Source organism: Flavobacterium sp. R1_16, assembly GCF_057652095.1.
Map to the genome: position 1 here is coordinate 169,314 of NZ_JBYFCG010000002.1, position 22,824 is coordinate 192,137.

Sequence of the window (22,824 nt, forward strand, 5' to 3'; positions counted from 1 at the left end):
ATTAAATGATTGAAAATATTAAAAATACAAATGGGTTGAAACCATTCTGGTTGAAAATAAATATTATCAAATGGGTTAAAACCCATTCCGATTGAAAACAAACATTAACATTATTATCGGATGGGTTAAAACCCATCCCTATTGAAAATAAATAAAATATTAAATGTCCAACATCTCCTCCATATTAAAATCCATTCAAAACATCATGTGGCAAGACACCGGCTTGAACGGTGATGCCCAACGCATTGAGCAACTCGGTTGGATGCTGTTTTTAAAAATATTTTCTGATAAAGATAAAGAGCTCGAAATGCTTGACGATAATTACACCTCGCCTATTCCCGATTTGTTTCATTGGGTGAAGGTCAAAGGCAATTGGGCTGGCGATGATGAAGGCATGACAGGTGATGAATTGTTAGAATTTGTTGACCGCCAATTGTTTCCTGCCTTGCGCAATATTGATGTAAGTAACGGCAATCGTAGGGCGCTGATTGTACGTGAAGTATTTGAAGGAAACAACAACTACATGAAAAGCGGTATCAACATTAGAAAAGTGTTGAATAAGCTAAACGAAATTGACTTTAACATTGCCAAAGACCGACACGCGTTTGGCGAATTGTATGAAAGCATTTTAAAAGGCTTGCAAAGCGCAGGTAAAAGTGGAGAGTTTTATACGCCTAGAGCCATAACCAGTTTTATTACCGAAATGATTAACCCACAATTGGGTGAAAAAATATTAGACCCCGCTTGTGGAACGGGAGGTTATTTAACCTGTGCCATCGAGCATTTAAAAGTTCAAGCCAATAGCATAGAAGACCGCAAGAGCATAGCCGAAAACGTAATGGGTTGGGAATACAAACCACTACCGTATTTGTTGGCTACCACCAACTTGATTTTACACGATATGGAAGTACCCAACATTCGTTTTGGGGATGCGTTAGACCAACCGCTTTCTAACTTTACCGAAAAACATCGTGTGAATGCTATTTTAGCCAACCCACCCTTTGGTGGTATTGTAGCTAATAATAACGAAAATAACTTTCCTCAGAATTACAGAACCAAAGAAAGTGCCGACTTGTTCCTGATTTTAATGATACATTTATTAAAACAAGGTGGAAGAGCAGGTATTGTATTACCTGATGGTTCGTTAACCGGTGATGGCGTAAAACAACGTGTGCGCCAAAAGCTATTAGAAGAATGTAATTTACATACCATTATTCGTTTGCCTAACTCGGTGTTTCAACCTTATGCCACAGTTGCGACCAATTTGTTGTTTTTTACCAAAGGCACGCCGACTAAAGAAGTTTGGTATTACGAACACCGTTTGCCCGAAGGACAAAAAGCCTACAACAAAACCAAACCAATACAAGCCAAAGAGTTTGAGCCAATAAAAAAATGGTGGAACGACCGTAAGGAAAGTGATATTGCTTGGAAAGTAGATATTCAAACCATCATTGACCGTAATTATGATTTGGACATTAAAAATCCAACAAAAGTTGAAGAAGTCAATGAATACAACAGCGCGGAATTAATGGAGCTGCTGCATACTTCTTTTGAAAAAAGCAATGCTTTGTTGAACCAATTAAAAGAAGCGGTGAAATGAGTTTAATGCGAATAGATGATTTGTTTCACTTTGAAAAAGGTAGTTTACAAAGTTCAAAATGTACTGAAGGTGATTTTGACTTTATTACTGCTTCATCAGAGTGGAAAACACATAATGAATACACACATGATTGTGAAGCATTAGTCTTTGCAGCAGCAGCTTCTGGTTCTTTAGGAAGAACGCATTATGTAAATGGTAAGTTTATATCAAGTGATTTGTGTTTCATAATTACACCAAAAGATCCTGAAAATTACCCAATTGATTTGAAGTTTTACCACATGATTTTTAATGAGTTTAAAAATGATATTGTAAGTAGTACAAAAGCAGGGACATCTAAGGAAGCAATAGGAATGAAGTCATTTGGGAATTATAAATTACCTTATTTTGATTTTAATAAACAAGTTGGAACTAAAAATCAGTTTGTTAAAATGCAATCTTCTAAAATAGATTTAAATTCTGAGCTCACCCACCAACTCGACCTAATCAAACAACTGCGTCAAGCGTTTTTACGAGAAGCGATGCAAGGCAAACTTTGTCATGCTGAACTTGTTTCAGCATCTCAAGAAACAGGACAACAACTCCTTGAAAAAATAAAAGCCGAAAAAACGCAATTGATTGCCGAGAAAAAACTTAAAAAAGAAAAAGAGTTACCACCAATTACAGAAGATGAAATTCCTTTTGAAATTCCACAGCATTGGGCGTGGTGTAGATTGGGTGAAATTTGTACTTTAATTACTGATGGAAAACATGGTGATTGTAAAAATGAACCAAATTCAGGATATTATTTCTTATCTGCAAAAGACATACAAAATGGGCAATTTATTTATGATGGCGCTCGACAAATCACGTATGATGATTTCCTTGAAACTCATAGAAGAACAAATTTAGAACCTGGTGATTTATGCATAGTAAATACTGGTGCTACAATTGGTAAATCCGCTTTTGCTCCTGAAGATGAAAGAACAAGAAATACAACCTTTCAAAAAAGTGTCGCTGTAGTTAAAGTCATTAAAGAGTACACTAATATGAGATTTGTAGAGAACTTTATTATTAACGAAACACCAAGACTTTTAAAAAAGTCAAGAGGTTCAGCAATTAATAATTTGTTATTAGGAGATATGAGAAACACAATTTTTCCAATGCCACCACTTCAAGAACAAGAGCAAATTGTGGCTAAGTTAGAGGAGTTAATGGCGTTTTGTGATGGTTTGGAGCAAAGTATAAATGAAAGTCAAGGGTATAATGAAATGTTGTTGCAGCAGGTTTTGAGAGAGGCGTTGCAGCCAAAAGAGGAGGTTTAATTAAAAATAGAAAGTATGGATATTAAAAGTTTCAGAAAGTTAGTCGTTGATAGTCCTATCAAAGATAAATTGAATAGTTTAGAAGTTACTTTGAATTATCCTTTTTTTAATACCACAAAGGAATAGCGTATAAAAAAAATTCCAAATCTTCATTGGCTAAGTTTCATTTAGAACAGTCATTTGGATTGGCTACTTTAGGAGTCATTACCAATATACTATTTACTTTGCCGCTATTTATTGACCCTGACTTTATCACATTACTGTTACTGAACAACATGGGATTGGTTGTACTTTGGATTGCCGGACTAATTAGTGCCTTTTATGGTGTGAGACTACCATTGCCACTAGTTGGATTTTATTTTAAAAATAAATTCCGGTTTATTCAGTAAGGAAATCTTCCCATTTGCTAAACAAAGGAAAAGCCGAAACATGTAGTTTCGGCTTTCTTGTATACAATAAGTGCGTTTAAATTATTTTGCTTCCAATAATTTATCACTTTAGTGACGGTAATTGTATACCTCCTATTACAAAATTGAAGGTATTTAATACTAATTTATGATGCTACATGATTTAAAACAGACTCTTTCTGAAATAGCAACACAATACTGTGAAATAAATGCAATAATTGATGGCATGGGCCATAACAACGCCTTGAATTCCGAAAAGCGGTATTAAATTGGTACTTAAAAGGTACATAAACGTCAAGGACATAAACTCGGTTGTAATGAAGGCGAAGGTCAATTTTTTTGCAAAAAACTGGTTGCCTAAAATAAGCGACAATACCTTAAATATGTCCCCAATGAATTGCCAAAAAAACAAGTCGGTAACGGGAAGAAAATCTTTAGTAAATAGCAGACTAACAATGTAAACTCTTAAAAAATAGAGCAGTACCAAACCAGCGATAAAAAAAGGAACTATGCCTTTGTAATAACTCCAAAATACTTTTTTGGTCGCTTCTCTTGAGGTTACAAATGCCAATCTCGGTAAAAAATAGACCGACAAAATGGTTGAAACGAACATAAAATAATAGGTCGCTATTCGGTTCATTGATTCCCAGTAACCCGCTTGTTCGATTCCGAGAGAGTGAATAATAGTATTTCGAATGGCTAAAAATACCAAGGGACCAATTACTGAGGAAACCAATGCCATTAAAGAATAGGAAGATAAATTCTTTATAATTTGAAAATCAAAAAGAGAAAAGGATATGGTTTTTAGAAAAGCAATCTCTTTGTTGATAAAATAGAAGGCTACAAAAAACAACAATGATGGTGGAATAATAATAGAAAGCAGCGCACCAAAGGTGCTGAATTTCCAAATCATAAAAACCGAAAAAACCAATCCAATGGCATTGCCAATTATGTTGATGTATATTACATTTTTGTATTTGCCAAAACCATTGATAACCGCCAATAAAAAGACCGTTACGGCATACCAAGGCAAGGCAAGCGCAAGGATTTTGAAAATGTTCTCGTATACCGAATATTTGCCAAAAACAAATTGATTCCAATAGGATGCCAAGAAAAATAAAAACCCACTGAGAGCTAAAGCCACAAATAAGAGAGTAAAAAACACGGTGGATACTATCTTCTTTAACTCCTGTTTGTCGTCTTTGTGGTCAACAATGTATTTTACAATGCCATTCTGAAAACCTAAGGTTGTTATGTTTTCTAATGAGGTGAGAAAATTTCTCAGGTTTCCTATCAATGCCATTCCAGAAGGACCAACAAAAATAGCTAGTATTTTGGATGTTAGTAATCCTATCCCTATTTTCAGCATCACACTAATGCTGTTCAAAGAAGTTACTTTGAACAAGGGCGTTCTTACTATGCGTTTTATTGAACTCAAATTCCGTTTGTTAATGAATTATCCAATAGGCTATATTTGGAAGTTTCTACTTCATAATAATCATGTACTACCGTTCCCGCACCAAAACTTTCTTTCCAATAGGATAAACCACTGTTTAAATTCCTTCCTGAGTTGATATTGGAATTCCCAAAATCAAAAAATTGCTTTGATTTAAAGACATCCGTAATCAAATAATTGAATAAATAATCCAATCCCCCTAACTCTTTTTTACTTTTTTGGGTTGAAATGTATTGGCAATGAGCCACATTTTTACTCTCAAAAATAGTAGTCCCTGCAATTATATCTCCCTCATGATAGACATTGAATTGCCTGATATTGTTAGGGAACAACCTTTTTAATTTGGTTATTTCCTCCAAACTGTGAACTGGTTTTACATCAAACTTAATTTCTAAATTGGGAACCAAAACCTTTTCCCAAAAATCATCAAAAGAGGCTACTTCTTTAATCACTAACTGATTTTTAATTCCCGACTTAATACCGCGTTGTCTAACGGTAGATAATGTATTGGTAAATAATCTGTCGATTACAGAAAGTGAATCCCTTCTGATTAATGTAGCATTGACTAAGAAAAGAGCATAGTTCAACTCTTCGGCTGGTTGATTATGATATATGGAAGGAATCATTTTAATCTGAAGCTTTTCTATACCATTTGATTGTAAAAAAAACAGCAGCTTTTTGAAGATTTCAATACAATTGGCCAGTTTTACTTTATCGTCATACACCAAGCCTCCGTAACTCAATCCTTGATGAGAAAATAAAGTTGTACCTACACCATTTGCTGGCAAAATTGCTACCCATCTATTTCCATCTAAAACTATCAAAGAATAGTCCTCAAATCTATCCTGATGGTATTCCATAAAATCCCTGTGAAAAAGAAAGGTTGCGTTCTTGGCTGTATCGACAAAAACATTCCAATTCTTATAATCGGTAGATTCGTATCGTTTTATAGTGTAGTTTTTCACGCTTCTTTATTAAACTTTCGAAAATTAAGTAATTATTTTATAACTATAGCCTTTATTGTTATTGAAATTTTTATCCCAATTATTAAAAAAAGAGTACTTTTAAACTTATAAATAGTCATTTGTGAAAGTACAACTACAAAATTACCTTCTTATTGTAGGTTATCTTCTTTCTTATCCATTTTATGGTCAAGATGTTTCGCTGTACAAACAATACAATGGCAGATACGATTTTCTGTTTGTTGGAAACACCTTAAATACCATAGAAAACAATAATATAGAGGGTTTACCCGAACCTCCTTGCACTATTTTATCTAATTCTTCAGCTACTTTATATCTTAACCCTGACGACCGCATTGAAAATGCCTATTTGTATTGGGCGGGTTCAGGTACGGGAGATTTTGAGGTAAAACTAAATGGACAAGACATAATAGCGCAACGTACTTTCAGTATCTCTAACAGTTTTGGGTTTCCGTTTTTTAGTGCCTTTGCCGATGTAACCTCTTTTATTCAAGCTACAGGAAATGGCAATTATACCTTTTCGAATTTAGATTTGTCAGATATCATCGATGATTACTGTCCGTTTGGAGGAAATTTTGGTGGTTGGGCTATCGTACTAATTTATAAAAACGATGCTTTACCTCTCAATCAACTCAATGTGTATGATGGTATGCAATCGGTGCCTGATGCGATACAAATTAAACTTGATAACCTCAATGTTATTGACAATAAAGACGCAAAAATAGGTTTTGTAGCTTGGGAAGGAGATAAAAATATTGCTGAAGGTGAATCACTATATATCAACGGGAATTTAATGGATAACCCTCCGCTAAATCCCGGGAACAATGCATTTAACGGGACCAATAGTTTTTTAGGAACCGATACCTTATTCAATATGGATTTAGATGTATACAACATTGAAAATAATATCTCTGTTGGGGATACAAAAGCTCAAATTGAACTCACCTCAAATCGCGATTTTGTGATGATTAATGCCATAGTTACAAAATTGACCAGCTATTTCCCTTTTACTGTATACAATTTTGTATCCGCTAACAATGATACTGTTAATGATAGCTTCACCATAAAAGGATTGCGAAGTAACTATCCCAATTTTACAATTTCTATTTACAATAGATGGGGAACATTAGTTTGGACAGGCGATATCAACTCGCCTGATTGGGATGGACATGCTAATCAAGGCATGCTATTAAACAATTCAGAAGTCCCGGAAGGTACCTACTATTATGTTTTAGATTTAAATGACCCCGATTATTCAAAACCTCTTGTTGGGTATTTGTTTTTGACGAGATAAATTTTAAAACCACTATTTATTCGTATTGAAATGCAAAAACCTTTGTAACTTTGACGCTTTGCAACTTTTCCATCCAAATGAAACTCATTACATCTGTACAAAATCCATTCATAAAATCCTTGGTCTTATTGCAAGAAAAGGCAAAAGCGCGAAAACAATCTGGAACTTTTTTGATTGAAGGACAACGCGAAATTACACTCGCCTTAAAAGGAAATTACGAAATTGAAACCATTTTGTTTCTACCCGAATTCATTTCAGAAACTCAAATCGCTGAATTTTCTAAAAATCAAATTGAATGCATTGCCATTTCAAAAGAGGTGTATCAAAAACTCGCTTACAGAGATACCACAGAAGGTATATTAGCTGTTGCAAAAAGCAAATCACATCAACTATCTGATTTAAAATTATCTAAAAATCCTTTGATTCTAATTGCTGAGGCTCCCGAAAAACCAGGCAATATTGGTGCTTTGTTGCGTACCGCCGATGCTGCTCACCTCGATGCTGTGATTATAGCCAACCCTAAAAGTGATTTATACAATCCTAATAGTGTTCGCTCTAGTGTAGGATGTCTTTTTACCAATCAAATTGCCACTGGCACTACCACTGAAATTATTGATTTTCTAAAAAAGAGAAACATTAATTTCTATTGTGCTACTTTACAAAACTCAACTCCTTATCATACCCAAGATTTTACAAAGCCTACAGCTCTAGTCGTTGGAACTGAAGCTACAGGCCTTACCGAAGAATGGCGTGAACAAGCCACTCAAAACATCATTATTCCCATGCAAGGCGAAATTGACAGTATGAATGTGTCTGTTGCTGCTGCCATCTTAATTTTTGAAGCTAAGAGACAGCGTAACTTTAGCATTTAAAAACCAACTCTTGCATATCTCGAATCTTCTTTCTATTTTTAGAAATTAGAATTCTCATAGACTATGCCTGAAATTGATATAGAAAAAGAAAATAAAGCGATTGCCAAGGAATACAAAGAATTACTTCGCATTAGCTATCAAACACTCACTGCTGAAGATAAGAAACTCATTCGGAAAGCATTTGATGTGGCTGTTGATGCACATCAAGATCAACGCCGTAAATCGGGTGAGGCTTATATATTTCATCCAATAGCTGTTGCTAAAATTGTTGCTTCAGAAATTGGTTTAGGAGCTACATCAATCGCTGCGGCTTTGCTTCATGATGTTGTAGAAGATACTCCTATCACTATTCAAGACATTGAAAAATTATTTAACCCTAAAGTGGCTCAACTTGTCGAGGGATTGACAAAAATATCTTTGGTTCAAAAAGATTTAAATGCCTCTATTCAAGCAGAGAATTTCAGAAAAATGATTCTTACCTTGAATGATGATGTGCGTGTAATTTTGATAAAACTTGCCGATCGTTTGCACAATATGCAAACCATGGAATCCATGCAAGAGGACAAGCAAACTAAGATTGCCTCTGAAACCTTGTATATTTATGCACCGCTTGCTCATCGTTTAGGTCTATACAATATAAAAACCAAATTGGAAGATTTAGGGTTAAAATATACCGAGCCCAAGGTGTATAATGACATTGTAAGTAAAATCAAAGAAACCAAAGAAGAGCAAGATGCCTACATTAGTGCCATTTCTGAAGTGCTCAAAAAATCACTTGATGAAGAAGGGATTGATTACATTATAAAAGGCCGTCCGAAATCCATTTATTCTATTCGCAGGAAAATGTTGGCACAAAATGTAAGTTTTGATGAAGTCTATGACAAATTTGCTTTGCGAATCGTTTACAAGTCCAATCCTCATGATGAAAAATTCTTAGCTTGGAAAATCTATTCTATAGTTACTGACCATTACAGACCGAGCCCGAGTCGATTGCGTGATTGGATTTCGTCTCCCAAATCGACAGGATACGAAGCGCTACATATTACGGTAATGGGACCAAAAGGAAGATGGGTCGAAATTCAAGTGAGAAGTGAGCGAATGGATGAAATTGCTGAAAAAGGATATGCTGCCCATTACAAATATAAAAATGGCGCTACTGAGGAAAGCGGATTGGATATTTGGCTGAATCTTTTGAAAGAAGCATTGGAAAGCTCAGAAACCAATGCCGTAGATTTTGTCGAAGATTTTAAAATGAATCTGTATTCTAAAGAAATCTTCGTCTTTACCCCTAAGGGAGAAATAAAGTCCTTACCAAAAGGAGCTACCTCTCTCGATTTTGCTTTCAGTATTCACTCCGAAATTGGGATTAAAACCAGAGGAACAAGAGTAAATGGAAAGTTAGTTCCTTTGAACACTGAACTGAAAAGTGGAGACCAAATTGAAGTAATCACTTCTCCAAACCAAAAACCCACCTCACATTGGTTGGATTATGTAACTACTTCAAGAGCAAAAAATAAAATCAGAAATATTCTCAATGAGAATACCAAGAAAATTGCTGAAGAAGGAAAAGAAATATTGACCAGAAAACTCCGACACCTAAAAGTCACAGTCAACGAACAAGTTATTAATGAACTCGTTAATTTTTTCAGCCTAAAAACAAGTCTAGATTTATATTACAGAATGGGTATCGGTTCTATTGAAAATCAACAACTCAAGGATTATGCGGCTCAAAAAAGCAATACCTTGATGAATTTCTTCAAAAGTAAAATTAAACGTACCCCTACTACAAATCCTGACTTACACAAACCCTCGTTAAGCAAAAATTACGATTTATTGGTTTTTGGTGTGGATCAAGACAAACTAGATTACAAATTGTCTAATTGTTGCAACCCCATTCCTGGCGATGAAGTTTTTGGATTTGTAACCATAAACGAAGGAATTAAAGTCCACAAAAAAGATTGTCCAAATGCCATCAGTATGCAATCTAATTATGCCTACCGCATTATTTTAGCGAAATGGATTGATTCTACCCAACAAGAATTTAAAGCCGTTTTGAATATTACAGGAATGGATACTATTGGGCTTACTAACAAATTGACAAAGGTCATTTCTAACAATATGAATGTAAATATTCAGAGTATTTCTTTGAGCGGTGAAGCTGGCATTTTTAAAGGTAAGGTAGCGGTAATCGTTCAAAACAATAATATCTTGAATAAAATGATAGAAAACATCAAGAAAATTGACGGTGTTGATAAAGTGACCCGAGTGTATAAAAATTAAGCTTTCCTATGTAAACTTTAACCGTTTATGGTTTAACTTATAAAATAAAAAAATTATCTTTGCCACATGACATTACTATCTGTTGATAACAGCAAAAACCAAGAAATTGTAAAAAACGTTTTTACGATGTATCTTGAAAATAAAGGACATCGCAAAACTCCTGAGCGCTATGCCATTCTTCAAGAAATCTACGATAGTGAAGAGCATTTTGATATTGAAAATCTGTATATCAAGATGAAAAATAAAAATTATCGGGTCAGTAGAGCCACATTATACAACACCATCGAACTTTTATTAGACTGTGGTTTGGTTCGCAAACATCAATTTGGGCAAAATCAAGCGCATTACGAAAAATCCTATTTTGACAGACAACACGACCACATCATCATGACCGATAGTGGCGAAGTAATCGAATTTTGTGACCCAAGAATTCAAACCATCAAAAAAACGATAGAAGAAATATTTGGTATCGAAATTCACAATCACTCCTTATATTTTTATGCCAATAAGAAAGAATAACAACAGCTAACTACAAAACAACTAACAACACACAATGACCGTAGATTTATTACTAGGATTACAATGGGGAGACGAAGGCAAAGGAAAAATTGTTGACGTTTTAACCTCAAATTATGACATTATTGCTCGTTTTCAAGGTGGTCCAAATGCAGGGCACACTCTAGAATTTGATGGAATCAAACACGTTTTAAGAACTATTCCGTCTGGAATTTTTCATAAAAACTCAATTAATATTATTGGAAATGGAGTCGTAATTGACCCCGTCGTTTTTAAAGGAGAATTGGATGGTTTGGCTAAATTCAATCTCGATATCAAAAGCAAATTAATCCTTTCTAGAAAAGCCCACTTAATTTTACCAACCCACCGCCTACTAGATGCTGCTTCTGAAGCGGCAAAAGGGAAAGCTAAAATTGGCTCTACCCTTAAAGGAATTGGCCCAACCTATATGGATAAAACGGGTAGAAACGGAATACGTATTGGTGATATTGAAATGGATGATTTCAAAGAGCGATACAGAGCTTTGGCAGACAAGCACGAGGAAATGATACAGTTTTACAATGTAGACATTCAATACAATCTTCCTGAACTAGAGAAAGAGTTCTTCGAAGCTGTAGAAGACATGAAAAAGCTCACTTTTATTGACAGCGAAGAATACTTAGCACAAGCTCAAAAAGCAGGTAAATCTATTCTTTGCGAAGGTGCTCAAGGTTCTTTATTGGATGTTGATTTTGGAACGTACCCATTTGTAACTTCTTCCAATACTACTGCTGCAGGAGCATGTACTGGTCTAGGAATTGCACCCAATAAAATCAAAGAAGTGTACGGCATTTTTAAAGCCTATACTACTCGTGTAGGAAGTGGCCCCTTCCCTACTGAGGATTTTGAAGAGGCTGGCGATACTATGGCAAAAATTGGAAACGAATTTGGTTCTGTTACAGGAAGAAAAAGACGTTGTGGTTGGCTTGATTTGGTGGCTTTAAAATATGCGGTTCAAATTAATGGAGTTACTCAATTAATGATGATGAAAGGCGATGTCCTTTCTGGTTTTGAAACCTTAAAAGTATGTACTTCCTACAACTATAAGGGCAACATCATTAACCACTTTCCTTACAACATTGAAGCTGAAAATGTAACGGCTGTTTATAAAGAATTCAAAGGATGGAAAGCCGATTTGACAGGCATGACCACTTATGATGAATTGCCAATAGAACTTAAAGAGTACATCGAGTATATTGAAAAAGAATTGGAGGTTCCTATAAAAATTGTATCTGTAGGGCCTGATAGAAAACAAACTATAACAAGATAATAATATAGCCACGGATTAAACAGATTTTACTGATTAGAACTTATTAATACGCTTACGAAAGTTTGATAACAAATTACAGACGCTTTGAGAAATCAGAGCGTTTTTAATCTTAAACTATTTTAAAAATGAGAAGTACTAGGCTATTTGCTAAATTTTTCGAAAGTGAAAAATCTGGAGGAATCCTTTTAGTTTTGGTTACGATTATCTCAATTTTATTGGCAAATTCCATTTGGAGTGCTTCTTACATCTCTTTTTGGCATCAATCAATGGGAAGCCACACTCTAGTGGATTGGATCAATGACGGTTTAATGGCTATTTTCTTCCTATTAATTGGTTTAGAATTAGAACGAGAAATATACATTGGAGAACTTTCCAATTTAAAAAATGCTACACTGCCTATCATTGCTGCTATTGGTGGAATGCTTCTACCTGCTGGAATTTTTATGGTATTCAATTATGGCACAGCAACCCAATCTGGAGCTGGGATTCCTATGGCTACGGATATTGCTTTTGCTGTTGGTATCCTATCCCTTTTAGGAAATCGAGTGCCCACTTCCTTAAAAGTATTTCTTACTGTTTTGGCTGTCATAGACGATTTGGGCGCCATTTTTGTCATTGCTATTTTTTATACTAAAACTATTGCTTTTACCAATTTATTGATTGCTTTAGGTATTTGGGTGGTACTTCTTATTTTTAATAGAATAAAAATACGGAATCTTATTCCCTATTTGATTGGAGGCGTCATTATGTGGTATTATATGCTTCACTCTGGGATTCATGCCACGATTACGGGCGTTTTAGTGGCATTTGCTATACCTTTTGGCAATGGAAATAAGAAATCTACTTCCTACATCCTTCAAGATTTTTTACACAAACCTATGGCCTTTTTCATTCTTCCCTTGTTTGCTATAGCCAATACCTGTATTCTAATTGCTCCCAATTGGGCGAGTGGTTTAGCCCATCAAAATAGTATTGGAATTATCCTCGGATTGGTACTCGGTAAACCTATTGGAATTTTGTTTTTTTCGTTTCTAGGAACTGCTCTAGGACTCTGTGCTCTACCCAATGACTTGAAATGGAAAAATATTATTGGAGCTGGATTCTTAGGAGGAATTGGCTTTACTATGTCTATTTTTATCACTCTTCTTGCTTTTGATGCTGGCGAAGTAATTGACTCTTCTAAGATTGCCATACTAGTGGCTTCATTGCTTGCAGGAAGTATTGGATTTATAATTTTGAAGTTAAGTTTTAGAAAATAAAAAAGCCTTACGATGTAAGGCTTTTGAATGTGTAACTAGTTCTTTATAAACTTTCCAATCGTACTTCCTTTATCCGAGGTTAGTTTAATGAAATAATTTCCTGTTTTTAAACTCGAAACATCTACTTGTTTGGTTTGTTGTGCGTTAGGAATAACCAGAATTTGTTGTCCTAATGTATTGTAAATACTAATGGACGATAGCTTGATTTGTTTTTTGATATCCAGATTCAAGGTGTTTTTTGCAGGATTTGGATATACGCTGAAATAAGAATCAAACTCAAAATCTTGATTTCCTAAACTTTGCAATACCGAAGTGGTTGCTGTATTGGTGACAATTGGAAAATTGTAATCAAAATAAATACTAGCGGTGTTACTAAACGAATCTCCAACCACCAAACTTGGTAATGTTTTGATTTTGAATGCCACATAGCCATCATTGGTCGCATCATCAAATGGCAAGTTGATGTTCTCAAAGATAAATTCTACTTTATTAGTTTCTGTGATTCTCGTAACAAAAGGATGGCTTCCTTGGGTTACTACTAGTGAATTCACATCAAACTTATCTGTATCTATCATATCTTTCACTACAACATTTTGCGCCTCAGCGGTTCCTTTGTTTTCAAAACGAATTAGGTAATGCACGTATTTACCCACTGCACTTGGTTGAATGGTCGTTCCTTCAAGACAAGTTTTGTCGTTGGGGTCTAGAGAACCCACTACAATTTGGTTTAATGTAAAGGTATTGTCAGTCGGTGTTTCATCAATTTGAGCACTAGTTATAGTAGCTGTGTAGCTTAATATATCATCGATATTTACTGCAGGAGTTTCCATTGGAGAATTCACATTGAAATTAACTTCTATTTCTCTAGTTTCAAAAGGTTTTAAATCAGTAAAATTCCAAGATAAATTAGCTGCACTTTGGGTGGTAACTGTAGGATTTGCACTAACCAAATCTAAAACGGCATCATTGAAAGTAAGATTTAGAGCACCAGATTGAGTGTTTGTTCCTTTATTTTTATAGATTATTTTATAAGAAGCATCGAATCCTGGTCTTGATCTAATAATGGATAAAACAGTAACTTCTAAATCAGGATGATTTATTGGTATTAAACAGAAATTATGTAAAACTGAACTAGTTTCTGTTGGAAAAGTTACAACAATATTATCTGGAGAAATTTTGAAATAGTAAGGATTTTCAATAACTGGAGTTATAGTATATGTTCCAGCCCGAACATTTAAATAGTAATTTCCACTCAAATCTGATATTAAATTTTGATTATTAATACCATCAAAAATTGCTATTTTTAAATTAGGATAATTTGTGTCAGCATCATCGCAACCATCCTCGCTAGTATCAAGTTTACAGCTCCCATTAATGGTATAATAATCTATTCCCGGCACAAAAGAACAATACGTATTGACATTTAAATTGATGAGACCTGACTGATTGATTAAAAATTGAAGTTCAGACATCTGTTCGTCATTTGCACAGATGTAAATTAAATTTTTATCATATAGAAAATCAGAAACTGCAAAATTTAATATTGGATTATTCTTAATATTTAAAATCCCAATATAATTAAATGCACATCTTAAATCATAAAGATACGCAAAAGGGGTTGTATCTAATGAGGTGAGTTGATTATTATCGCAATAAATAGCTCTGAGATTTATTAAGGATGATATATCTAATGAGGTAAGTTGATTAAATGAACAGACCAAAATACCAAGATTTACTAAATTATTAATATCTAATGAGGTAAGTTGGTTTTTTGAACAATTTAAAGAAGTAAGATTTACTAAAGATTTAACATCTATTGATTTTAGGGAATTTTGAGAACAATCTAAAGTGGTAAGATTTATTAAAGGTTTTACATCCAATGAATTCAATTGAGTTTCTGAACAATTTAGATAGGTAAGTTTAACTAAAGGTGTGATATCAAATAAAGTAATATTATTTTTGCTAAAATTCAAATTAGTTAAGTTAGTAAAACTTGACAATCCTTCTAAAGAAGAAATATTTGAATCATTAATATACAATTCACCAACATTTAGCGCCTCAGTTAATTGAATCTCTCGATCATTATTGGCATCAATTTTAAATCGTTTCCCTTGAAAATTATAAGCAATACTCACAGTAGAACTTGAAGCCAACAACTTTGCCTTAAAATTCGCATCAGGAATATTCACAATCTGAGCCTGAACTCCACTAATAAATAACAACCCCAATACTAAAAAGTAAAATTTTCTCATAAAAATAGTTTAAGTCGTAAATGTATGAAAATTAAAAAAGGAGTTCAGGGTTTTCTTAATAAAAAAGCCTTACAAAATGCAAGGCTTATAAAATTCAATTTTTATATTTATCTACAACCCATAAATAAACGACTCCAAAGGTGCTATACTAATTTGTACTTTTCCTTCTCCGTTTACCACCTGAAGTTGTGTACTGTTTTTTCCATACAACTGGTCTTTAATAGGGTAAACGCCATCTTTTAATTTCCAAGCTTTGATAACATCAGCAGGTATTTTCAAATCAAAATGACTAGTGTGTACCGCAGAGAAATTAGCAATCACAATCAATTTTTGAGTGTCGGACCAACGCACAAAGGAATAGACTTCTGGATAATAGCCATCAGTAGCATAGCGATTCAAACCATGAATTTCTTGGTATTTCCCCATTAAAGCAGAACTGTTAATGGTAAAATTCAATAATCGTTTGTAAAAATCACGCAAGTCTTTTTCAGATTGCGACAATTGTCCGCCATCAAACTTTCCGCCATTCATCCAACGTTGATGGTTAGGAACGCCCACATAATCAAAAATAGAGGTTCTGGAATGGGTTCCGAAACCGCCATTTTCATTTCCTGCTTCGCCTACTTCCTGACCAAAATAGACCATTGTTGGCGAAGTGCTAATCGTTGCAGATACCACCATCAACGGTTTTCCTTTTTCTGGTGAACCTGCAAATTCTGGACTTGCCAAACGTTGCTCATCATGATTGTCTAAGAAGTGCAACATGTGGTGCTCAATATCGGCCATACTATTTTGTATGTCTGTAATGCCATCTGTATTACTTTTTCCTTGAATAATTTCTTTTAACTTATCATAAAAGGCTACTTTATCATACAAGTAATCCATTTTACCCAAATGGATATAATTTCGGTATTCGTTAGGATTGTACACTTCTGCTATCAAGAAGGCATTCGGATTTTTTGTTTTGATGGCCGAATTCATGTAACTCCAAAATTCATAAGGCACCATTTCGGCCATATCGTATCTAAAACCATCGACTCCCTTGGCCGTCCAATACAAGGCAATATCTCTGAATTTTTTCCATGAACTTGGCACATCCTTGTCTTTCCAAAAAGTATAATGTTCCTTGTACGATTTCTTGTCATAACCTGCTGGTAACTCAGGAAAATCTTTTGTCCCGTCAGGACGAATTCCGTAATTGATTTTTACGGTTTCATACCAATCATTAATATCTGGCTTGGCAAGACGAGAACCATTACCTGTCCATTTGGCTGGATTTTCTTCAAACTTTCCGTCAATCAAAGGATTTTTTTCTCCATTTAAAGGTTTATAATTATCCGATGTTGGTACTTGAAAGGCTTGTCCAGGAATGTAATAAAAGTTGTTATTTCTGTCGTATTCTACTGAAGTATTGTCATCGGCACCAAAATCACGAACCCCTTTCGGATTGCTTTTCCCCTCATATTTTCTAGCAATGTGATTGGGAACAATATCGATAATAACTTTCAATCCGTTTTTGTGCGTACGAGCAATCAAGGCTTCAAATTCTTCCAATCTTTTGGCTGGATTCACCGCCAAATCTGGGTTCACATTATAATAATCTTTTACGGCATAAGGCGAACCCGCACGTCCTTTTACCACTTCAGGATCATCATTTGAAATGCCTATGGCGGTATAATCTCTAACCAATGCATGATGGGGTACTCCCGTGTACCAAATGTGAGTAATTCCTAGTTTTTTTATTTCCGTAAGTGCTTTATCCGTAAAATCATTAAATTTCCCAACACCATTTTCTTCTATGGTTCCCCAAGGTTTATTGGTTGTATTTTTGTTTCCAAATAATCGTGTAAATACTTGATATACTACTGCTTTTTTTTCTGTAACCACTTCTTTCTTATTCTTAACCATTTTTTTACTTTTTTTGTTTTGAGCATTCGCCGATAGGGATAGAACCACTAATGCAAACAGAATTAATTTTTTCATAATTTCTTTAATTAGATAAAGTGAACCTGACAAATATAAAAAAATACGCTTAGTTTGTATCAACTAATAAATTATTCTTAATAACGATTTTCCTTGTTTGCTTTTTTATAAATTTGGCAAAAATTAAAACCGTTGAAAAAAACACATTTTTTACTGTTTAGTTGCTTCTTTTTAGTTGGAATACAAAGTCTTTTGGCACAAACTCCCAAAAAAATTATCATTGAATATTCTGATTTTGCCGATGTCAATCAAACAGAAATTCCCGACGCTTTTTTGCTTACCGGAAATGTACGTATCAACCATGACGGAGCCATTATGACGTGCAATAAAGCCTATTATTTTCAAAAAGAAAACTATGTCAAAGCTTTTGGAAATGTACAAATGGTTCAAGGTGACACGCTGTATTTGAACAGTAAATATGCTGAATACAATGGTAATGTAAAACAAGCCTATGCCACTGGAAATGTTGTTTTGCGTTCTCCAGATATGTCCTTAGCTACCGATACTTTAAACTTTGACCGCAACAAACAAGAAGCCTACTACAATACTAACGGAACTATTGTGAACAAAGACAATGTTTTAAAAAGTAAATCGGGTCGGTATTATGCTAAAGAAAAAAAGTTTCAATTTCTAACTGCAGTTACTATTACCAACCCAAAATATGTGGTTAAATCCAATCATTTGGATTACTACAACAATTCAGGACATTCTTATCTTTTTGGTCCTTCCACCATTACGAGCAAAGACAATTTTATTTACACCGAAAAAGGGTTCTACGATAGCAAGAAAAATGTTGGTCACTTTCTCCGGAAATCTTACATCAAATACAAGGACAGATTGATAGAAGGTGATAGTTTGTTTTACAATAGAAACAAAGAATTTGCGTCGGCAACCAATAATGTAAAGATTACAGATACTATCAACAAAGGCATTATCAAAGGGCATTATGCCGAAGTGTACAAACAAAAAGACTCTATGTTCGTCACTAAAAGAGCTGTCGCCATCAATCTAGTTGATAAAGATTCTGTTTATATTCATGGAAAAGTATTGATGGTTACTGGTAAACCTGACAATAGAATTGTGAGAGCCTACAACAATGCTCGATTTTATAAAACAGATTTGAGTGGCAAATGTGACTCTATTCATTCCAGCCAAAAAACAAATATCACACAACTGATTGGCAAACCCATACTTTGGAACTTTGACAATCAAATGACTGGCGATGTGATGCATCTCATAGGAAATGATGCTACAGAAAAACTAGATTCTCTCAAGGTACTAAACAATGTTTTTTTGGTTTCAAAAGATAGTCTGGGCACAGGTTACAATCAAGTAAAAGGTCAAAATCTTTTCGGAAAATTTAAAGATAATAAACTCTATGAAGCTGATATTATTAAAAATACCGAAGTGATTTATTACTTGCGAAATGACGCTCATGAACTCATTGGCATTAATAAAAACGTTAGTAGTAAAATCAATCTAACTTTAGAAGGAAACACAATTGACACCATGACGTTCTTCACCTCTGTTGATGGTGATATCTATCCAGAAAAAGACTTACCCGAGAATGCGAGAAAACTCAGGGGTTTTGTTTGGCGTGGCGATGAACGGATTAGAACTAAAGACGATATTTTTCCACCAGAGGAAAACGAACTCAACGATAAAATTATCAAAGCCAGTAAAGCAGAAATGGCAAAGGAAAACGTCCCGATGAAGGTAAGAAAGGAAACCCTAGATTATGACAAAAATAATCCAAGTCCAAAACCAATGATTAAATAATTAAAGTGAATTCTGATTTTCTCAAATACCAAGCACAAACTTCACCTTATCCTTTGGGTATGGAGATTTCACATGCTATAGGTTCCTATATTTATGATACCAATAACAAAAAATATTTAGACTTTGTAGCTGGAGTTTCTGCCTGTTCTCTAGGTCATCAAAATAAAAGGGTAAATGATGCCATAAAAAACCAATTGAACAAATATTCACATGTTATGGTTTATGGCGAATATTCTCAAAGTCCAGCTGTAGCTTATTGCAAATTATTAGCCTCACTCCTGCCCCAACCCTTAGAAAAAACCTATTTGGTCAATTCAGGTACAGAGGCTACAGAAGGCGCGCTGAAATTGGCAAGACGTGTTACTGGAAGAAGTCAATTCATTTCTTGTAACAATGCCTATCACGGCAATACCATGGGGTCTATGAGCGTGATGGGATTTGAAGAACGGAAACAAATTTTTGGTCCATTAATTCAAGATGTCGATTTTATAACCTTTAACAATGAAGCCGATATTCAAAAAATAACTACTAAAACCGCTGGAATTATTCTAGAAAGCATTCAAGGTGGTGCTGGATTCATTCAACCGGAAAATGACTTTTTAGTAAAAGTAAGACAACGCTGTGACGAAGTAGGTACGCTATTGCTCATTGATGAAATTCAGCCAGGATTTGGTAGAACAGGAAAATTATTCGGTTTTCAGAATTATAATGTTGTACCCGATATCTTGATCTTAGGAAAAGGTATGGGTGGCGGAATGCCCGTTGGTGCTTTTGTTGCCTCGGCTGCACACATGGATTTATTGAGTAACAACCCAAAACTAGGACATATCACCACTTTTGGCGGGCATCCTGTCATAGCGGCTGCATGTCTCGCTACCTTGCAGGAAATCACTGAAACCGAGCTCATGCAAGAAACTTTAGAAAAAGAAAAACTCTTCCGATCTCTTTTGGTACATCCTTTGATAAAAGAAATTAGAGGGAAAGGATTAATGTTGGCGGCAATGACTGAAAGTCCCGAAATTACCAATTCGGTAATATTCAAATGTCAAGACAAAGGATTGATTCTGTTTTGGTTGCTCTTTGAAGGTTGTGCAATACGAATTACACCACCATTAACTATTTCTATGGAAGAAATTCAAGAAGGTTGCGCTATACTTCTTGAAGCCCTAGATGAAGTTTATAGGAACGAAGCAAAGAATAATTAACTGTTCCGTTTTTGTTAATTAAATTGTTCACAACAATTAAAAATTTTCCTCACATCAAGAACTAGGTTGCCTAATTTTAGTTAGGATAATTTTAAAGAAAAAGCTATGCATTTAAGCGAAGAAGACGAAGACGACTACAACTTATCCTTATCAAAATTTGAATCGATGTTGAAAACCAACAAAATTCTATTTTTTGATTCCGAGGAATTTGAAGAAATTATTCTTCATTACCTTGATATGGGTAAGGCCTCTTTGGCAAAAAAAGCCTTAAAATTAGCACTAGAACAGCATCCCAAATCAACTGGTTTAAAACTAGTTCAGGTAGAAATGTTGGTCTATGATGACAAACTCGATTTGGCTGAAAAGTTACTCAATGAATTATTTGCTATTGAACCTCACAACGAGGAAATTTACATTCAAAAAGCCAATATCTATTCTAAAAGAGACAATCATGAAAAAGCAGTAGAACTACTAAAAACTGCTTTAAAATATACCGATGATTATGCCGATGTCTATAATTTAATTGGTATGGAGTATCTTTTTATGGATAATTTAGAATTAGCCAAAGAAAATTTTATCAAATGTTTGGAGGAAGATTTAGACGATCAAACAGCTCTATACAATGTTGTGTACTGCTTTGAGTTTTTGGATCAAAACGAACAAGCCATCGAGTATTTGGCAAATTACATCAACAAAAATCCTTATAGTGAGATAGCTTGGCATCAAATGGGTCGATTGAACTATGGCTTGAAAAAATATGAAGAAGCCTTGAAAGCTTTTGATTATGCTACTTTAATTGACGATGAATTTCTGGGTGCTTTTATGGAGAAAGCCAAATCTCTTGAGAGACTTAAAAGATACAAAGAGGCCATTGAAAGCTATAATAGAACTATCGAATTAGACGACCCAACATCCTATGCATTGTTGCGCATTGGCAAATGCCACGAAAAATTAGGCAATAAGGCATTGGCTTTAAAATTTTTCAATAAAACCGTTCATGAAGATCCACTTCTTGATAAAGGATGGATAGCCATAACCGACTTTTATGTACGTCAAAAAAAATACGGAAAAGCATTATTTTATGTCAATAAAGCTTTGAGTATTGACAATGAAAATCGATTCTATTGGAAACGTTTTGCTACCATTAATAAAGAAATGGGGCAGTTTGAAGATGCTGAATTTGGTTATAGAAAAGCGGTTGAATATGGCGATTATCAGCTAGATACCTGGTTGTTTTGGGTGGACAGTCTTTTGTTCCAAGGTGAATTTGAAAGTGCCATTCAAACTTTATTACAAGCCTCAGAATACTTTCCTGAAGAATTTGAAGTAGAATACCGCCTAGCTGGTTTGTATTTTATGCTATTTGATGATAAAAAAGGAAAGTTTCATTTGAGTAATGGTTTACGTTTGAATTTTAAAAATCATACTATTATCAAAGATTTATTTCCAACTATTTGGGAACGAAGAATGGTTCAAAACGCCATAAATAAATATAAAAATTAATTCCTGTTAATGTCACGAAAGCAATTTGGATTGATTGGTAGAAACATCAGCTATTCCTTTTCAAAAAACTATTTTACGGAACGTTTCCAAAAAGATAATACACAAGAATGTACTTACGAAAACTTTGACATTCAAAATATTGATGAGTTTCCTGAAATTATCAAGAACAATCCTGACTTAATAGGACTAAATGTAACTATTCCATACAAAGAGGTGGTCATTCCTTTCTTAGATGAATTATCAGAAAGAGCCACAAAAATGGGAGCTGTAAACGTCATTACAATTGCTAAAAATGGAATCCTAAGAGGTGATAATTCAGACTATTATGGCTTTAAAAAATCATTAGAACCCCTACTCCAAGCGCATCATAAAAAAGCACTTATTCTCGGTACTGGAGGAGCGTCAAAGGCGGTGGCTTTTGCTCTTGAAGAATTGGGAATATCCTACCTCTATGTTTCTAGGAAAACTTCTGAACACTCGATAAATTATAGCCAAATCGATAAGGCTCTCTTTGGCAAATATCAAATAATCATTAATACCACTCCTTTGGGAACCAGTCCAAATACGCATGAATTTCCTGAAATACCCTACGAACTCTTTACCGATAAGCATATTGCCTACGATTTAATTTACAATCCTGCTGAAACCCAATTTTTAAAAAAAGCTAAAGAGCAAGGAGCACTCACAAAAAACGGAATGGATATGCTGGTTTTTCAAGCGGAAAAGGCTTGGGAAATTTGGAATGAATAACTTTCTTATTTGAATTTACAACTAAAATAGTAGTCACTCCTTACTTTTTTTTTTCAAAAACTTCCTGTTTTAAGT

The 22,824-nt window shown here is 34.5% G+C and carries 17 protein-coding genes; 13 read left to right on the top strand and 4 right to left on the bottom strand.

Features of this window, described 5'->3' with window-relative positions:
• The first annotated feature begins 163 nt into the window (after positions 1 to 163).
• The 3 genes from AC23L6_RS05165 (at position 164) to AC23L6_RS05175 (ending at position 3,290) form a co-directional block, all read left to right on the top strand.
• Complete coding sequence (locus AC23L6_RS05165; protein WP_487561093.1) at positions 164 to 1,600, top strand: class I SAM-dependent DNA methyltransferase; 1,437 nt, start codon at positions 164 to 166, stop codon at positions 1,598 to 1,600.
• Positions 1,597 to 2,901, top strand: coding sequence for a restriction endonuclease subunit S (locus tag AC23L6_RS05170; protein ID WP_487561092.1), 1,305 nt, complete (start codon positions 1,597 to 1,599; stop codon positions 2,899 to 2,901). The genes AC23L6_RS05165 and AC23L6_RS05170 overlap by 4 nt, the downstream gene beginning before the upstream one ends.
• A 152-nt stretch (positions 2,902 to 3,053) precedes the next feature.
• Entirely contained in the window at positions 3,054 to 3,290 is a 237-nt protein-coding gene (locus tag AC23L6_RS05175) for a hypothetical protein (protein ID WP_487561091.1), read from the top strand.
• A gap of 181 nt (positions 3,291 to 3,471) precedes the next feature.
• Here the strand turns inward: AC23L6_RS05175 and AC23L6_RS05180 are convergent, their stop codons facing one another.
• Together AC23L6_RS05180 and AC23L6_RS05185 are read right to left on the bottom strand one after the other, a co-directional pair.
• Positions 3,472 to 4,695, bottom strand: coding sequence for an O-antigen translocase (locus AC23L6_RS05180; protein ID WP_487570228.1), 1,224 nt, complete (start codon positions 4,693 to 4,695; stop codon positions 3,472 to 3,474).
• A 47-nt stretch (positions 4,696 to 4,742) separates the two neighbouring features.
• Complete coding sequence (locus AC23L6_RS05185) at positions 4,743 to 5,729, bottom strand: GNAT family N-acetyltransferase (RefSeq protein ID WP_487561088.1); 987 nt, start codon at positions 5,727 to 5,729, stop codon at positions 4,743 to 4,745.
• 121 nt (positions 5,730 to 5,850) lie between these two features.
• Between AC23L6_RS05185 and AC23L6_RS05190 the strand changes: the two genes are divergently transcribed.
• From AC23L6_RS05190 to nhaA, 6 genes are all read left to right on the top strand, one after another.
• Positions 5,851 to 7,041: a T9SS type B sorting domain-containing protein gene (locus AC23L6_RS05190; RefSeq protein ID WP_487561087.1), complete on the top strand. Its 1,191-nt coding sequence runs from the start codon at positions 5,851 to 5,853 to the stop codon at positions 7,039 to 7,041.
• A 77-nt stretch (positions 7,042 to 7,118) separates the two neighbouring features.
• A complete protein-coding gene (locus AC23L6_RS05195; protein ID WP_487561086.1) occupies positions 7,119 to 7,913 on the top strand; it encodes a TrmH family RNA methyltransferase in 795 nt (264 codons plus the stop codon).
• A gap of 63 nt (positions 7,914 to 7,976) precedes the next feature.
• Entirely contained in the window at positions 7,977 to 10,193 is a 2,217-nt protein-coding gene (locus tag AC23L6_RS05200; RefSeq protein WP_487561085.1) for a RelA/SpoT family protein, read from the top strand.
• Positions 10,194 to 10,259: 66 nt separating this feature from the next.
• On the top strand, positions 10,260 to 10,712 hold the full coding sequence (locus AC23L6_RS05205) for a Fur family transcriptional regulator (protein ID WP_487561084.1): 453 nt from the start codon (positions 10,260 to 10,262) through the stop codon (positions 10,710 to 10,712).
• Between the two features lie 34 nt (positions 10,713 to 10,746).
• A complete protein-coding gene (locus AC23L6_RS05210) occupies positions 10,747 to 12,018 on the top strand; it encodes an adenylosuccinate synthase (protein WP_487561083.1) in 1,272 nt (423 codons plus the stop codon).
• Between the two features lie 125 nt (positions 12,019 to 12,143).
• Positions 12,144 to 13,277: a Na+/H+ antiporter NhaA gene (nhaA, locus tag AC23L6_RS05215; protein ID WP_487561081.1), complete on the top strand. Its 1,134-nt coding sequence runs from the start codon at positions 12,144 to 12,146 to the stop codon at positions 13,275 to 13,277.
• Between the two features lie 35 nt (positions 13,278 to 13,312).
• Here nhaA and AC23L6_RS05220 read toward each other — a convergent pair whose 3' ends face one another.
• Together AC23L6_RS05220 and AC23L6_RS05225 are read right to left on the bottom strand one after the other, a co-directional pair.
• Positions 13,313 to 15,529, bottom strand: a complete 2,217-nt coding sequence (locus tag AC23L6_RS05220; protein WP_487561080.1) for a T9SS type A sorting domain-containing protein — start codon at positions 15,527 to 15,529, stop codon at positions 13,313 to 13,315.
• A gap of 111 nt (positions 15,530 to 15,640) precedes the next feature.
• The gene (locus AC23L6_RS05225) at positions 15,641 to 17,512 is read right to left on the bottom strand and encodes an alpha-amylase family protein (RefSeq protein WP_487561079.1); all 1,872 of its coding nucleotides are present in this window, start codon (positions 17,510 to 17,512) and stop codon (positions 15,641 to 15,643) included.
• A gap of 132 nt (positions 17,513 to 17,644) precedes the next feature.
• Here AC23L6_RS05225 and AC23L6_RS05230 point away from each other — a divergent pair, with 132 nt between their 5' ends.
• From AC23L6_RS05230 to AC23L6_RS05245, 4 genes are all read left to right on the top strand, one after another.
• Complete coding sequence (locus AC23L6_RS05230) at positions 17,645 to 19,291, top strand: OstA-like protein (RefSeq protein WP_487561078.1); 1,647 nt, start codon at positions 17,645 to 17,647, stop codon at positions 19,289 to 19,291.
• 5 nt (positions 19,292 to 19,296) lie between these two features.
• Entirely contained in the window at positions 19,297 to 20,496 is a 1,200-nt protein-coding gene (locus AC23L6_RS05235) for an aspartate aminotransferase family protein (protein ID WP_487561077.1), read from the top strand.
• A gap of 105 nt (positions 20,497 to 20,601) precedes the next feature.
• Complete coding sequence (locus tag AC23L6_RS05240; protein ID WP_487561076.1) at positions 20,602 to 21,999, top strand: tetratricopeptide repeat protein; 1,398 nt, start codon at positions 20,602 to 20,604, stop codon at positions 21,997 to 21,999.
• A 9-nt stretch (positions 22,000 to 22,008) separates the two neighbouring features.
• A complete protein-coding gene (locus tag AC23L6_RS05245; protein WP_487561075.1) occupies positions 22,009 to 22,749 on the top strand; it encodes a shikimate dehydrogenase family protein in 741 nt (246 codons plus the stop codon).
• The last annotated feature ends 75 nt before the right edge of the window (positions 22,750 to 22,824 follow it).